This window comes from Pseudodesulfovibrio sp. zrk46, assembly GCF_012516435.1.
In the GTDB taxonomy this organism is placed as follows: domain Bacteria; phylum Desulfobacterota; class Desulfovibrionia; order Desulfovibrionales; family Desulfovibrionaceae; genus Pseudodesulfovibrio.
In genome coordinates, this window is sequence record NZ_CP051216.1 from 1,000,126 (window position 1) to 1,015,946 (window position 15,821).

Genomic DNA, 15,821 nt, shown 5'->3' on the forward strand with positions numbered 1-15,821 from the left:
ATATCCTGTCGCAACCACTAAGGTTCCGCTGTTTCTTCTTCAAAATCATACATGTATCTGGCGGCCTTGTGCCCGTACCAGACAGCCTTTCTGGCCCACTCCATCCAGTCGTCCCAAGTGTCGTCCGCAGCCTTGATGAGATAGCGGGTGGGAGTCTCGACCAATTCGGCAGGATTCCCCATGATGACGTTGTGGTAATAACCGCCGATGTTTGAGCCTAGGGTAAGCTCCCTGTTGTCATCGACAAAAGGCACCTTGATCAACGCCTTATTCAGCATCAGGGCATCGTCAAAATGCGGTGGGAGTTCCTGTCCCTTTTCAGCCAGAAAACGACGAATCAGATCGCCTGCCTGCTCGTAGAACGCATCCAGATTCCCGCCATGGACGGTCTCCACCAACGTAAGGGTATCAATGGGCCACCAGATGTTGAACCACTGCGGTGAGAGTTCATATTCCTCGCCGCCTTCCTGAATCGCCTTCGCCTTGTTCACGAAACGGTCCCGGATACCGGCCAGCAGAGGATACTCCTCCAGCCCGCTCTGGCAGAACAGACGAACCATGCCGGTCACGTCTACATTCAGCTCCTGCTTCAGGTACAGCAGGGGAATCTGGAGCAGCTTGTTGAAATAGAGAAAGTTGGTCATCCAGGCAAAGGCGCGCGTCCGCTGCCACTCTTCCGGCGGCATGGAATAGGTGCCAATGACGAACTCCTGCGTCTCGGTCACTTCTGCGGCAGAGTCAGGTTCGCCGTAGCCGTAAACAATACGGGTCCAGGCAGTCTGGATGTCATATTTTTCACGGTATTCGGGCTGGGCCATGGGCGCATTGGGCAGCATGACCAGATTGTTGAACTGCAAACGGTTGTGCTGACCGCGACTGATCAGGGTTTCCACGCCCTCGGCAAAGCTCTCGTAAGTCTCGCCCGGAATCCCCAGAATCAAGTCAGAAAAGGTAGTGATGTTTTCGCGCTGAAAGCGGTGCTGCAGGGTCTCGAACTCAGTCATGGAGATATTCGTCCTGCCCGCGCATTGCAGGGCAGGTTCATGGAGCGACTGAAAGGCGAGATTTGCCCCCTTGCTCATGCCTGATTCGGTGAGAATCCGCTGAGTCTCAAAGGCGCGCTCGGATGAGTTCTTGGTAAACTGCACCGAAAGGGCTTTGGGGTAGCCATGCTTGGCCTTGATTTCAGCCGCCTTGGCCGCAATATCCACGTCTCTGGGAAGCAAACCGAAATTGGCGTCGCAACAGAAGATGAACTCAACTTTGTTGTTGGCGAACCATTCAAGCTCTTCATGGACACGATCCAAAGGAAAGCGAAAAACGTGCTTGGTTTCTGAACGCCCCCAATCGCAGTAGGCGCAACCAAAAGGGCACCCGCGATTGGTCTCCAGCAATCCCTGCCAGAGCTGATCAGGATAGGCTTCGACGAGCGGATCAAACACACCGGAAAGATACGGAGAGGGGATGGTGGAGATATCCCGGATTCGCTCATGAGGCGGATTGAGAGCGACCTGTCCTTCCTCCCGAAAGGCGATGCCGTTCACCTGCCGGAAATCGCGTCCGGGCAACGCCTCCAGCACCTCCAGAAAAACCTGCTCTCCTTCGCCATGGATGGCGACATCCAATGCCGGGTTCTCTTCCATCAGCGGCCGGGAATCACGGGGCACCTGCGGACCGCCGATCACGGTGAGTATCTCCGGCTTGCGCAGCTTGAGCTCCGCAATGGCCTTCATACAGAGCTGGTGGTTCCACATGGACACGCTGAATGCGGCCACATCGGCATCGATGACAGCCTCAACCACTTCATCAAGGGGCATGCGCTTGTAGAGGGGAAGCAAGAACTCGTATCGCTCCGGCGTTTCGGCATGCTGCTGAACGTAGGCCTGCAGCAGACCAGCCGTGTACGGCAGGTAGCTCTGATCGCCAAAAGGATTGTCGAGTTGGCAGATGGCGACGGTGATGCGGGAAGATGTGTTCGTCATGTTCGCTGGCAGGCGTAAACGCCGTTGCCCAAGTTGTCGCCCTGGGCTGGCGATGGTTTTGAAATTTCAAATAATGTTTAGCCGTTGCACATTACAGTGTCAATGAAGCGCAGGAGAAAGCAAACTGCGTGCTCCACACTGTTCCATATTATCGTCCGAAATGACATAAAGGTTTACATCCTTCCTGAGCGAATGGTAATGATCCATGCCTGAAACCAGTATTCAAAATACCGGTTTTTATCATTGGTGACAGGGATTTTACTCAACCCGATTCGAGGTATTCCATGCAATTGCTTGTAACGGGAGCGACCGGGCTTGCCGGGTCGGCCCTTGTATCGTTGCTCGGCGAAATCGCGCCGGACATCGCCTTGCGCGGCACCCACTGGAGCAGCACCCCGGAAATCCGGACCGACGCCGTGGAATACGTCAAGGCAGACCTGACCCGTTACGAGGACTGTCACGCTGTGGCCAAGGGATGCGACGCAGCTATCATGATGGCTGCGGTGACCGGCGGTGTCCAGAGCGCAGTGGATGCCCCATACAGGCAGACAACATCCAACCTGATCATGGACGCACAGATGCTTCAGGCCCTGTACGAGCAAGGGGTAAAGGACGTTATCTTTGTCTCCACCGCCACGGTCTATCAGGATATGGAGGGAACCATCCACGAGGATGACCTTGACCTGATGCAGGATCCCCATGGCACATACTTTGGAGTGGGATGGGCCAAACGCTCTGCCGAAAAGCTCTGCCAATTCTGGCGCGAGACCATGGGCATGAACATCAGAGTGCTGAGAGCGGCCAATATTTATGGCCCCAGAGCAACTTTTCACCCCAAACGCTCTAATTTTATTCCGGCACTCATCCGAAAAGCCAATGAGAAGATGGATCCGTTTGAGGTCTGGGGTTCGCCATCAGTCACACGCGACGTGATCTACACTGACGACTTTGTTCGCGCCGTGTGGAAGGTGCTCACCACAAAGACCGATAATTACATCTTCAACGTGGGCAGTGGAAAGAGTGTTACCGTCGGCGAAGTCGTGGACTACGCCTTGAAGGCGGCCGACCACCAGCCGGGCAAGCTCCACTATACGGACAATGCACCGAGCACCATCGCCAAAAGGGAACTGGATATCTCCAGAATTCAGAACGAAACAGGCTGGAAACCGCTTGTCACACCGGAAGAGGGCATTCGACTGACCTCTGACTGGTGGAAAGAAAACAAGGAAACATGGGAAAAATGAAGACGGAAAAACACGACGCCATCGTCCTTTCCAGTGATTCGGAAAAAGGGGCCCAGGGCCAATTCACTGACCTGCTGACGGGAACACCGCTCCCGGATGACGAACTGCTGGCCAACCTCGGCCTGTACATGACCTCCAAGAACATGTCCCGTATGCTGTTCTTCTACGAGATTTACAAGATGCTCGTGGACACCCACGGCGTAATCATGGAGTTCGGCGTACGCTGGGGCCAGACCCTGTCCATGCTGTCCGCCTTGCGCGGCATCTTCGAGCCGTTCAATCGCCACCGCAAAATCATTGGCTTCGACACCTTTGACGGGTTCGTGGGCATGGAAGACAAAGACGGCGCAAACTGCCGCTGTACTGACGGCTCCTTTGGCGTGGCTGACAACTACGAGGACTACCTCGCCAAGGTCATGACCCTGCAGGAAGAACTCAATCCCATCTCCCACCTCAAGAAATTCGAGCTGGTCAAGGGCGACGCCCGCGAGACCATCCCGGCATACATCGAGCGCCATCCCGAGACGCTGGTCTCTCTGGCCATCTTCGACTTTGACATCTACAGCCCGACCAAGGCTGCACTGGAGGCCATCGCCCCCAGGCTCTTCAAGGGCAGTATTCTGGTATTTGACGAGTTGTGCGACGACATCTTCCCCGGCGAAACCGTCGCTCTCCTGGAAACCATGGGCGTCAACGGCCTGCGCATCAAGCGTATGCCCATGACCGCTCGCGTCTCTTACGCAGTGGTGGAATAATCGACATGCATACCCAGATCAGAAAAGACATTCTCAACATCTCCTTTGAGAGCGGGCACGGGCATATCCCCACCTGCTTCTCCATCGTGGAGTTGTTGCAGACCGTTTACGAGACCATGAATCACAAACCCGCCGATCCCCAGTGGAACGACCGGGACATCTTCATCCTGAGCAAGGGCCATGCGGCACTGGCGCATTACGTGGTTCTGGCACGGCAAGGATATTTCGACCTTGAACCTGTCTGCACTTTCGGCGGCTGCGGCTCCCAGTTCGGTTGTCACGGTGACCGGAGCAAGACCCCCGGCGTGGAAGTATCCACCGGCTCTCTCGGTCACGGCATCGGTGTGGCCGTAGGCATGGCCATGGCCTTCAAGATTCAGAAGAGTGACCGCCGTGTCATCTCGCTGATCGGCGATGGAGAGGCCAACGAAGGCTCTGTATGGGAAGCGCTCCTTGTGGCCGCTGACCAGAAACTCGACAAGTTGACTGTCATCTACGACAACAACATGTCCCATGCTCGCGGCCTGCAGATTCACAACCCCGCCGAAAAGCTGGCTTCCTTCGGCATGGACGTGACCGAAATCGACGGCCATGATCCCGCCCAGATTCGCGCCGCGCTGGAAAAGAAGTCCGACATGCCCAAGGCCATCGTGGCCAACACCGTTAAAGGTCAGGGCATCGCCGAAATGATGGAGAACCACTACCCGTGGCACAGACGTTCCCCTAGCGAAGAGGAACTGAAACGTTTTCTGGAGGAACTCGATGCGCGGACAGTTTAGAGACACCATTCTGGATCTGGCCAAGACAGATCCGACTATCACCCTGCTTTTCGGCGACGTCAGCGTCTACCTGTTCCGCGAGTTTCAGGAGCTGTACCCTGAGCGTTTCTACAACGTGGGCATCTGTGAAAACACCATCATCAGCATGGCCGCTGGTCTGGCATCGCAGGGGCTTACCCCGTTCGCCCACACCATTGCCCCGTTCATCACCGAGCGCAGCCTGGAGCAGATCAAGCTGGACCTCTGCTACAACAAATTCCCGGCCAACATCGTGACCTGCGGCGCCAGCTTTGACTACGCATGGGACGGCGCGACCCACCACTGTCTGACCGATCTGGCCATCCTGCGTCTGCTGCCCGGCATGGAGGTCCTGCAACCCGGCTCCGACAAGGAGTTGGACGTGCTGCTGCGCCAGACCTACAACAGCGGCAACCCGACATACTACCGTCTCTCCGACCACCCCCACGACATCGACACAGACATCGAGTTCGGCAAGGGAACGGTCATCAAGGACAGCGGCAGCGACACCACCGTGGTCACCGCCGGACCGATCCTCGGCAACGTCCACAAGGCGTGCGAAGACCTCTCGGTCAACCTCCTGTACTTCCCCACCATCAAGCCGTTCGACTACGAACTGCTGGCCAAGTACAAGGACACCAACATCGTGGTGGTCCACGACGCCTTCGGCCTGTACGAAGCCGTCAACGAGATGGACGACATCCGGACCCGCTACCACGGTCTGAAGGACAGCTTCTGCGCCTGTTACGGCAAGCTGGCCGACGTTCGCGAAAGTCTTGGTCTGGATGTGGAATCCATCCGCGCCGCGATTATAAATCAAACTACAGGCTAAGACGCTTCTACATTTATCAATAGCTATTGAGGTAAGCATGAAACCAACTTTCATCTTTGACAGACCGCTATACGGTGGCGGCGCCACGTTCGCAGGATTAGCCGAACCTCTTTTCTCTACAGGGGCTACTGCTCAAAATGTGACACCTGAGAGGCTTGCAACAGAAGAGCCTACTGATGCAAAAGAAAAAATTGATTTCCTATGGGGTGTGGGCGTCAGCAACCAGCTTAAGGACTGGCCTAGGCCCTGCACATGGCTGACGGTTCTGCGCAATCCGATATCCCGCTTCGTGTCTATGGTCTATGGGTATAGAAGCATAATGCCTGAAGGCTCATTCTGGGAGGCCGACTTACTTGTGGATTGTCCGGACATGGACACCTATGTAAATAAGTACCTAGAAATAAGCGACTTTCACAGGCGCTCCCAGTTTGCGGATCTTTTGCCGTACATGGATTACAGTGGACTAGAATGGTTCTCTGCGCCTGAAGTATATACGGAAAATGAAGATTTTTTCTCTCTGAGCAATGAAAATATTATTGCAGCAATGGAGAAACGGTACAAATCCATTTACATTCTTGAGTACCAAGAAGAATCGATCTTCCAATTCGCTTTAGATTATGGCCTCAACACTCAGCGATTATCCATTGCTCCGCCTACAATCCAATACCATCCTCATGAGCTAAAGAAATGGGAAGAAGCGGACATTCCTGCGGAAACGATGGAAAAAATTCGTTATCTCCTGCGTGATGAAATTGAAGTTTACGATTACTTCAAAAACAAGTTTTTGGATCGTCTTTCTGACGAGATTTTTACGGACAGAACATACCACATCCTTAAATCCCATTCGATCAAGGCCAACAAGAAGTTCAGGGACGATTTCTATAATCGTAGTTACAAGTTCACACCTAAGCAGTTTTTTACTGCCAACAGCAAGCCTGGCGGAACCAGCTTTGCGGCAAACAACATCAAGTTCCACCCGTTTACACTCACGGTAATTGACAGCCAATTGTTTGCTGACGCTATTGGAAAACAACCATTCGTTGTCTGGGGAACGGAAAGAGAATCTTTAGACCTCCTGCTCCCAATCATTAACGCTGGCCTCAGTGGATTCAAGGGGTTTGTGGACGATCAAGCCACTCCCGGAACGAAACTAATGGGGTACCAGGTCATGACTAAAGCCGAAATGTACGAAGTCATGCCCGAGGGTATTATAGTGGATTCATACGCCAAGTCACTTGGGATGACCGCCCGTTCTCGGGTAGAAATGATGAGTAACAAGTACGATCTCATAATCGTGTACTAACCACTCTCGTCCATAAACAGTAAAGTAGGGGCTTGCGGTTGCCGCAAGCCCCTACTTTATTGGGTACCTATTCGGTCGTATTTATAATTACTTGGTGGTGAAACCAATCCAGGCACGAGTGAGGTAGGTCGCTTCGATGTGTTCAAGGTTGTTTACCCGTTCCTTTATGTAGTCCATAAACTGTCCAAACCGTTCCTCTCCAGCTTGAACCCGCACATCGTTGACCGATTCCCAAAGCCCAATATAGCGTTCAGGAGACTGGTATTCAACATGCTTTCCCTCCATATAGAGAACGGAATCGAAGACCGAAGCCCCCTCCAACTTGTCAAACAGATGGTCACAAAATTCAGACCTGCCGGAAGAAACCCTCTTCATGTCCGGCACGAGTTCTTTCAACTTGTTCTCGATATCGACAAGAAGTGGATTGGTATCGGTAATCCGTGTGTTCCATAAAGCCATAAAAAGTCCACCAGGCCGAAGCACACGCTGAAATTCCTTTGTCGCCACGTCAAAATCAGCCCAATGAAAAGAGGACGCCATCGTTAAAATGTCAGCCGAGTTATCCCCCAAACCAGTTTCTTCCGCGCTACCATCGACCCACAGGATATCGAGACTGCCATTCTGCTTTTCCCCCTCCAAACGCATGGCCTCATTGGGTTCAACAGCCCTTGTCTTGCAGCCCGCAGCGGCTGCCATTCTAGCCCAGATACCAGTTCCAGCACCGACATCCGCAAAATCGATCTCCTTGGTATCCTTTCCTGTCAGACCCAATATTGCTTCCAGCACAGGCGGGGCATATGCAGGCCTGTACATGGCATAATTCTTTGCGAGTTTGGTAAAATCTCCATGCTTCATAATCAATTATCTCCTTAAAAATGGGTCGATGTTTGTTGCGTTCTCGCAATGTAAAAATCTGCTCAAGACAGCTTGCCTTCAATCCCCATGATCACATCATTGGCAAGCTGTTCGGGAGGAACAGAAAAATCCATGTTACACAGCACGATATCGGCCTTAAGAGGTAATTCTGGAACTATATCAATCCCTGGCAAATTCTCTCCACGGCCATAATGTCCTTTACTATCCCGTTGCTTAAGAACATCAGCATCACACTCCAGCAAGACCTCGTAGTAGCTGGGGTAGTTAGCCCGATTCCATTCATGGATTTCATGAAACAATGACATGGTGGCCACAATTACGATCCTGCCTTGGTCAGCAATCATTTTTGCCAAACGACAAATCCGATATGCGTTGACAAGGCGACAATGTCGATCGTGCCCACAATTTTCATCACCGATGGCTTCGCGTACGGCATCACCATCAAGAAGGACTGGAGAAAGGCCTTTCCCCTCCAGTTGAACAGCGAGCTGCCTTGCCATGGTAGTCTTGCCTGCTCCGGACAAACCTGTAATCCAAATAACCTTTGGCTCCATGATCCCCTCAAATCAACGCCAGTCGTGCGACCAACGCGTCTTGTTATTTTCATGTTCACGGATGCACTTCTCGTATGCGGTGACATCCTCCATGGAATCCGCTTCGCACCACTGGCCAGATACCGGCACTGCAGTGATATGGGCTCCTGCGGCCAGCAGCCGCTGCAGCAAAGCCGTCATGTCGAGCTTTGCGACCTCCTCTTCCGACAGGCTGCCCAGCAGGTCCTTCACCTGTTCGAATCCATCGGCGGAAAACTTGAGCAGCCCCATGAACTGCCCCTGAATATCCTCATAGGAATCGGTTCTTCTACCGATATCCTGTAAAATTCCATCCTGCTCCCTGAAAGTCTCGGCATCATCCAGTGGATTGTCGAACCGCACGCTCCAGAGGGACTTCCACTCCCTGTCGTAGGTGATGGAAATATCGCCATCGGCCCCGGCCAAGGCACGAACATGATCCGGGTGATAGACGATGTCCGAATAGGAGATGATGCAAGGCGACGCCGCCAGCTCCGGGAGTGCGCACAACATGGTGCTCACCATATTGGTCTTGTCCCATACCGGGTTCTCAACGGTTTTAAACTCTCCGGTAAGCAGATGCCCCTTGTATCCAGTGGCAACGGTAATGGTCTCCAGCCCTGCGGACTGAAGGGACTGTAATTGCCAGTGCAACATGGGCTTGCCGGAAAGCGGAATCAGGCACTTGGGCTTGTCGCGTGTCTCTTCACACATGCGCGACCCTCTGCCTGCGGCCAGTATTAATGCCTGCATCTATCTCATTCTCCAAAAATCGATTTGAACAGTTTCATGTCATGCTCCATCGGCGTGGACTCCCGTTCCGGATGCCACATGATTCCGGTCATCATACCGCCATGCTTTCGCACAGCTTCCACCATGCCATCAGCAGACCGGGCCCAAATCAGAAACAAAGGAGCGACATCCTGCTCCTGCAGCAAACCGTTGTGGAATGAGTTCACCGTCAAAACACCATCCGGGGTTTCCAACTGATGGACAGCAGCCACGTGGTCCACTTCAGACTCGCCGTTTCTCACCGAAGGCAGTTTGCCGCCCATGACGTAATTCAGCACCTGCATTCCACGACAGACACCCAGCAGTGGAAGCTGCTCGGCCTTGGCCCACTCGCACAAAGCTCTCTCGGTCTGATCCCGAACAGGAAACGTACCCCAATCGTCGCCGCCAGTGAGTAGCACCCCACTGAGTCCCAGGTCACTCGCCCAGTCGACGACGGCCTCGCCCATGTTGGGCACCGGGACCCATACGACATCCGGCAGGACATCGTTCAGAAATGGAAGCCAGTCTGTATCCAGAGAGTCATAGGTCGTATCGGTCTGCTCGACCCGAACCTGACGCATGGTGACGCCAATGCGCTTTCGAGCCATCAACGTGTCCCCTTGAGGGTGCGTCCGTCGACGTTGAGGAGCGCACGGTCAGCCTCTACGGATTCGATGAACAATTTGTCGCCAACACCAATGGCTGCCGGGATGCCATACTCTGCGCACCGGATGGCCATGTGGGAATTGGCACCACCGAACTTGGTGACCAGGCCCGCGATGTCGCGCGTGAAGATCCAATCATACCCAGGATCGGCGTTCTCGATACACACGATGCGCCCCTTGAGTTTGACGTCACAGGAAGACTGCGCAGTCAAAGCAACCACGGGCGCTTCGATGCACCCGCTGCCTATGAAGTTGGGTGCGCTGCGATGTTGAGGCACCACATAGACATCATTGGCTGAACGGATCAGATAGCCGAGCTGGAGTCCCTGCCCGATCTGATGCAATTCCTGGCCTTCACGGATATTCTTGACGAAATACGCCTGAGGATCACAGAGCAGGCTGGTGCTGTTCCACCCCACCACGTCCTCGATGGACAGGAAGGCGAGATCTTCCCGTGAAAAATCATACTGACAACCCCAGCGGGCCAACATCTCCAGCACCTCGGAGATATTGCGGGTAAAGACGAACTTCGCGAATTCCCTGCCACTGATCGCCCTGCGCACGTATTCCACCAGCATTTCCGGTTTCACGTCACCAAGCCCGGCTTCGGCAAGCAGCATGGAGAGCTGGCTGGCCTCCACCGGAGTAAAGGCAAACGGCTTGGAGCTGTGGGGGGCGTCTATGGCCTTCTCATAGTCGAACAGGTGGGACCGATTCGCGTAACAAGGTGAGAGGATATCATAGGTGGCCGGACGGAGATGGCCGTATTCGGCGATGAACCGCTCCTCGCTCTCCAACCCCTGCTGCACCTTGGCAAAATCTGCACTCATGACGCCGGAAATGGTTTCAATGCTCGCTTTCATGGCCGCCACACGCTCTTGAGCCAACGCTCCGCGAGACACGGCGGTCCGCAGCAGGGCCTCGGCGATGAAGCCGTGACGGGCCAGAATCGAAAACGGCAGTGTGCCGTAGTGACGGCACTCCTCAAGTCGATTGGCGATATTGGCCAGATAGGACTTGTCCACTGCCTCGCGATTCCGTTGCCAGGTATAGAGTCGGCTGATCGCCTGTTCGGCACGCGCCATGCTGCCGGTCTCGCCCAAATCGAGATTGCGCAACGTCAAATCTGCCAGAGCATCCTTGAACATCCTGCGCTGCTCCGAGGAAAGCAGGCCGGGATAGCGCTCATCAAGGTTCTGCTCAAAACGAAAATCCATGGTCGTCTGTACGATGTCGAACTCGACCTTGTCGTGCAGCTCCGGCTTGTCCGAAAGGCGTGAGAGCCACGCATTGGTCAACATCTCGGCCACGTCATCGTCCACCCCGTCAGGAATGAAGGAGTTGAAGCTGGCACGGACATCAATATAAGGGCGACCGGCGATAAGCACCATGAGTTCATGGGCGGGCATGGCCCGATACCCCATGTACTCACGTGCGCTGCTCCACACGCGGCGAGTAATCAAATTCTTGTAGAGAGAGCTGGCAAGGGGATACGGAGTCAGCCCGATCATCTCGGCCGGATTCCAATCCGGCATGACGCCGAGGATAGCCTGATCACCGTAGAGGCCGGGCTTGGGCTGGAAGTACGACTCAAGGAAAGAGACCACATGGGAAATATTGGTGCTGACCAGCTCTTCGGTCTCCGGTGCCCAGTTGTGGGTGGCGCAGATGGGGCGCACCTGAAAGAGATGCACCGTACCGTCTTTGTCCATGCCAAACTCGATATCAAGACAGCCACGCCCGCATTCTCGCTCAACCTTCTGAGCGAACTCGAACAGCTTCTTCACGCGATCGGAGTCAAAACAGTCGTCGGGCGGCGAATGATAGACAGAGACTGTCTTGTTGACGCCCGTCCCACCGGTGATGGTGTCGGTACGGCCAGACTCGTCATCATAATTGATGACATAATAGGGGGCGCCATCCGTAAGGCTCTTGGTCATGATCACACCACTGACCACGATGTCGCTGACCATGGGCTGCACCAGAACTTCTTCGTTCGACACATCGGCAAGACCGTAGGAATCGAATACCGTGTTGATGGCACGGCGCAGATCTTCAGGGGTTCCTTTCACCTCCAGCAGCGAGGTAAAGGCTCCGGCACCAGAAAAACAGGCAGTATCTTCCATTGAGCTGGAGCTACGGACAGCGAAGCTCTTGCCGGGGTGGTTGTCAACAATCTGACGAACTACAGACGCTGCGTCAGTTAGCCAATCTCGTGCGGAAACAGAAGTGACCTCCGGAACGCAAAGATCAGTCGTATCCTGCAAAAACAAAAGGGTTTTTGCTTTAGAGGCAAACAGCATCTCGTTCATATCCTCTCCCTGGAAGTGGTGAGCTTATTACGACACGTTGTCACGACATGTGCAGTATCCATTCCATTAGCACCACATTCATGCTGTACATCCCCACCGTTCCGCATCAATAGCCTTTCCCCTTTGGCCCAACATAAAAACAAGTACGCTCTACGTTAGGGTATGTTCTCTTGTCAGACAAGAGGCATGAGGAAATGACCGAAGACACGATCACTCACCCAGTTGTTCCAAAGCCATATCGATATGACCAATTAAGGACTCTGCGTTCTCTTTTGCAACGAGTACATCTTCCGGAACGGTTTTGACGTTGTTACCCTGCTCGATCAACGTTCCTGTCAGTACACAGGTATGGGGGTAACGCGTGGCAGCCTTGGGCATGATCCCCTTTTCCAATTGACGCAAAATGAATCCGTAACTGCTCTTCTTCTGACGAAGATACTTCACCATATCGTAATTCGTCGTATATGCCGGCAGAGCAGGAGCTCCCACCGGATATCCCGGTCGAAAATCGACACCATCCCTAATATTGGTATTGAACTGACAAAGCCGGGTATGTGAAAAATCATATACATCAACACCATGTTCAGTTGCATCCTGCATGACGCGGTTCTTCAACCACTGCGCACCTGCAATATATCCGTTCTGTGTTTGCACCGAGAACTCATCACCGAATCCTAGGTACATGTTTTGATCTTGCTCCACAGGAGAAAAGATCAAGTGGTCGCCCTCCACGGCATACGGCAGACTGGTCATGGACTCGGGAACGCCAACTCCTTCCAGAGAAGACACGTTGTCGCCACAATCATTACCCGCAATAACAATGGGGTTGCCGCCAAGGAGACGAACAAGAGAGTAGGCTCCGGAAGTAGTACTCGGAGCTATTTCTTCGATCTTCGGAAAGACATCTCGTTCAAAGGGATAGAGATTCCACCCTTTGAACACTCGCTGGAAATTGTCATGATACTTCCAGATCCGCCCCAAAGGATTGGCAATAAGGATTGTTGGGATCTTCTTATCGCCAAGAGACCCAAAGCTTTTTTCCCATGCGGGGGTATTAACATCCTGAATATACGCAACATCAGGGTAGACTTCTGCCTCGATGAGACGCTGACAGGCTCGCCCTGCAGCAACAACCGTGAATGCGGAACGATGCTTTCGAATGTAGTCAATGTCCAGAGAGGGGCCAGGAAGAGCGAGTAGAATAGGTTGACCGGCGAACCTGTTGGAAAGAGTAAACACATGGTTGAGACGATTGATGTACGCGGCGTTGCGGATAAAGTTGGTCTCCGCGTCAATGTGCAGGCTGTGCAATCGGGAAGTCCAGGGCGACCAACTGCACACTCTCGGGTAAACGCAAAAGATGGCATTTATCATGATCACTTGAAGCAACGCTTCAAACCCCAACGGATGAGTGATGTCCTTCCGGGATATACGCAAATTCAGACCATTGCTAAACATCTCCTTGTCATCACGGTGATACAAGGCGTGGATGGTCTGCAAAGACAAGGGAGACTGAAAAGACTCCCCCCCTTTGTGGGAAAGCGTCATGAGCCCGGCCTTGATATCTACAAAGAGCTCATGGTCCGGTTGTGGAGGCTGGTTATTATCTGCATTCTCTCCACCCTCCACGAATTCGGCACTGTCGAACACGCTCGGGTCGAAAATATCGATATACAGCCGTCCTGTATCCGGATTCCTTTTAAGGTAAGAAGGGGCGCACACGCTCTCGTCACTGCCCCCAGTCAGGGATTCATCGCATTTCATCATCCAGCTGTCTTCTCCAGAACATCTGCTTCAGGTGCAGGCTTCGCAACAGGCAAATGGCTCACCCGGTTCGGCGCATCGGCGAACAGACGACGTGCTTCCACGAGGTCCACTTCAAAATCAACTTCGATACAGCGGTGATCAGAAATGTCCACGGCCCGATACGGGGTCTTTTCAACCAGCATCTCCAGACCCTTCTCAAAGTAATCGTTGTCCTCGCAGGCATCGAGAGCCTTGACGAGTTCCTGCAGGGAATCACGGCGAACCAGATTGACGCCCACAGCTTCACCTTCAGGAGAAGAGACCTGCTTGGAGATTTCGGTGATCATGCCGTGCTCATCGGTACGGTACTTCACCTCTTCCTCGCCGCACTTCTTTTTGTCCACTGCCACAGCGTTGCCTTCGGTTTCGAGAAGATGCTTGATGACTTCCGGATCAAAGACCACATCGCCGTTGGTCCACAGGATGTCGTCGTCAAGGTCCCGGATGGCGGTCAGCAGGCTTTTGGACGTGTTGGTAAGGTAGTAGATGGGATTGTAGCGGAAGAGAGCCTGCGGGTATTCCTCCATCAGCAACGTCTTTTTGAATCCGACGACCACATGGATTTCCTTGATGCCCAGTTCGCGCAGAATACGAATCTGTCGACCGAGAATACGTTCCCCGGAAGGGAGCGTAGACAAGGATTTGGGAAACGGGTTGCCGAGTCGGCTGCCTACACCGGCGGCCAGAATGACTGCTTTCATGGTTAACACCTCGCTATTTTCTAGAGGATTGGTTCGCAATAAACCAAGCAACATTCGTTCCACATACATACATAAAGGCACTTGCAACTGATTCGACGGGGATTCCTCCACCGATCTCACCGTAAATACGGATAATCTTCATTTTCCACATCGCAACCACGTGCCGGAGGACAACAGAACAATTCAGCTACCCCATAATTCCACCGAGTAAAAAGTCAGTTTCTTGACAAATTCACCGCATTGACAGTGAAAACTATTCAATGGGTTAACATTTTCCCGTTTATTCGGTAGGGTGCCTGAAGATTTTTCCGCCCTTGAAAACAAGATTTAAGGAGGATGAAAATCACCTTGAAAGAAGAAGGTTACAAAAATTCTGACCCCTTGTGGTTGCCTTCTCGTTCCTTATATGGAAATGTTTTTGCATTTAACAGGCTCCCTCTTCACGAGTGGCCGGACAATTGCAAACGACGTGAAATGATTGCAACAGATCAAAGTCGCCCCTAAAGCAACCCCGGAATCTGTCGATCATTCATTAAGTGAAGAGAATGAGGGTCAACACCCAAACCGACTAGGCAATAATTTCCGAGAGTCGTCGGCCTCAACAATATCGAAGTCGACCACTCAGCCCGGAACAAAACCATATCATCGCGGCGGAGAATGCATGGAAATCCAAATCAAAGAGACTCAGCTTGAAGGCGTATTGGAAATCACCCCCTTTGTCTTTGAGGACTTCCGGGGCAACTATGTGGAAACATACAATGAGAAGATGTACCGCGACGCGGGCATCGACGTAACCTTCATTCAGGACGACATCTCCACCTCCACCAAACATGTGCTGCGCGGCATCCACGGCGACCAGAGCACTTGGAAACTGGTCTCCTGTCTGCTTGGAAAATTCTATCTGGTGGTAGTGGATTGCCGTGAAGATGAGCCCACCTTCGGCAAGTGGCAGGCCTTCAACATGTCTGACACCACTTACAAGCAGATCCTGATTCCGCCGAGGTTCGGCAACGCCCACCTCATCATGAGCGACAAGGCGATCTTCCATTACAAACAATCCACGTACTACAACCCGGACGGACAATTCACCTACAAGCACAACCATCCGGAGTTTGACATCTTCTGGCCCGTGGAAAACCCAATCCTGTCCAAGCGTGATTTGGATGGCTCCTGGTAACCAATCCACATGGAACCATACCATG

Annotated in this window: 14 protein-coding genes; 6 read left to right on the top strand and 8 right to left on the bottom strand. The window is 53.1% G+C overall.

What is annotated here, in order from left to right; genetic code table 11:
* Positions 1-17: 17 nt before the first annotated feature.
* Entirely contained in the window at positions 18-1,982 is a 1,965-nt protein-coding gene (locus HFN16_RS04600) for a radical SAM protein (RefSeq protein ID WP_168889585.1), read from the bottom strand.
* Positions 1,983-2,266: 284 nt separating this feature from the next.
* Between HFN16_RS04600 and HFN16_RS04605 the strand changes: the two genes are divergently transcribed.
* From HFN16_RS04605 to HFN16_RS04625, 5 genes are read left to right on the top strand one after another with little or no spacing between them, the layout of a single operon-like run.
* The gene (locus tag HFN16_RS04605; protein WP_168889586.1) at positions 2,267-3,226 is read left to right on the top strand and encodes an NAD(P)-dependent oxidoreductase; all 960 of its coding nucleotides are present in this window, start codon (positions 2,267-2,269) and stop codon (positions 3,224-3,226) included.
* Positions 3,223-3,981: a class I SAM-dependent methyltransferase gene (locus tag HFN16_RS04610; protein ID WP_168889587.1), complete on the top strand. Its 759-nt coding sequence runs from the start codon at positions 3,223-3,225 to the stop codon at positions 3,979-3,981. Before HFN16_RS04605 ends, HFN16_RS04610 begins: the two co-directional genes overlap by 4 nt.
* 5 nt (positions 3,982-3,986) lie before the next feature.
* Positions 3,987-4,760, top strand: coding sequence for a transketolase (locus HFN16_RS04615; RefSeq protein WP_168889588.1), 774 nt, complete (start codon positions 3,987-3,989; stop codon positions 4,758-4,760).
* Positions 4,744-5,610, top strand: coding sequence for a hypothetical protein (locus tag HFN16_RS04620; RefSeq protein ID WP_168889589.1), 867 nt, complete (start codon positions 4,744-4,746; stop codon positions 5,608-5,610). The genes HFN16_RS04615 and HFN16_RS04620 overlap by 17 nt, the downstream gene beginning before the upstream one ends.
* Before the next feature lie 37 nt (positions 5,611-5,647).
* Positions 5,648-6,913 (top strand): hypothetical protein, encoded by a 1,266-nt coding sequence (locus HFN16_RS04625; RefSeq protein ID WP_168889590.1) that lies wholly within the window; start codon positions 5,648-5,650, stop codon positions 6,911-6,913.
* Between the two features lie 87 nt (positions 6,914-7,000).
* Here the strand turns inward: HFN16_RS04625 and HFN16_RS04630 are convergent, their stop codons facing one another.
* From HFN16_RS04630 to HFN16_RS04660, 7 genes are all read right to left on the bottom strand, one after another.
* Positions 7,001-7,768 carry a class I SAM-dependent methyltransferase gene (locus HFN16_RS04630; protein WP_168889591.1) on the bottom strand — a complete coding sequence of 256 codons (768 nt, stop codon included), beginning with the start codon at positions 7,766-7,768 and terminating at the stop codon, positions 7,001-7,003.
* A 62-nt stretch (positions 7,769-7,830) separates the two neighbouring features.
* Positions 7,831-8,343 (bottom strand): adenylyl-sulfate kinase, encoded by a 513-nt coding sequence (locus HFN16_RS04635; RefSeq protein ID WP_168889592.1) that lies wholly within the window; start codon positions 8,341-8,343, stop codon positions 7,831-7,833.
* Positions 8,344-8,355: 12 nt separating this feature from the next.
* Entirely contained in the window at positions 8,356-9,114 is a 759-nt protein-coding gene (locus tag HFN16_RS04640) for a phosphocholine cytidylyltransferase family protein (protein ID WP_168889593.1), read from the bottom strand.
* 5 nt (positions 9,115-9,119) lie between these two features.
* Entirely contained in the window at positions 9,120-9,743 is a 624-nt protein-coding gene (locus HFN16_RS04645; RefSeq protein WP_168889594.1) for a gamma-glutamyl-gamma-aminobutyrate hydrolase family protein, read from the bottom strand.
* A complete protein-coding gene (locus HFN16_RS04650; RefSeq protein WP_168889595.1) occupies positions 9,743-12,112 on the bottom strand; it encodes a PEP-utilizing enzyme in 2,370 nt (789 codons plus the stop codon). Before HFN16_RS04650 ends, HFN16_RS04645 begins: the two co-directional genes overlap by 1 nt.
* Positions 12,113-12,322: 210 nt before the next feature.
* On the bottom strand, positions 12,323-13,879 hold the full coding sequence (locus tag HFN16_RS04655) for a 6-hydroxymethylpterin diphosphokinase MptE-like protein (protein ID WP_168889596.1): 1,557 nt from the start codon (positions 13,877-13,879) through the stop codon (positions 12,323-12,325).
* Positions 13,876-14,619, bottom strand: a complete 744-nt coding sequence (locus HFN16_RS04660) for a phosphocholine cytidylyltransferase family protein (RefSeq protein ID WP_168889597.1) — start codon at positions 14,617-14,619, stop codon at positions 13,876-13,878. Before HFN16_RS04660 ends, HFN16_RS04655 begins: the two co-directional genes overlap by 4 nt.
* Before the next feature lie 661 nt (positions 14,620-15,280).
* Here HFN16_RS04660 and HFN16_RS04665 point away from each other — a divergent pair.
* Positions 15,281-15,796: a dTDP-4-dehydrorhamnose 3,5-epimerase family protein gene (locus HFN16_RS04665; protein WP_168889598.1), complete on the top strand. Its 516-nt coding sequence runs from the start codon at positions 15,281-15,283 to the stop codon at positions 15,794-15,796.
* Positions 15,797-15,821: the final 25 nt, after the last annotated feature.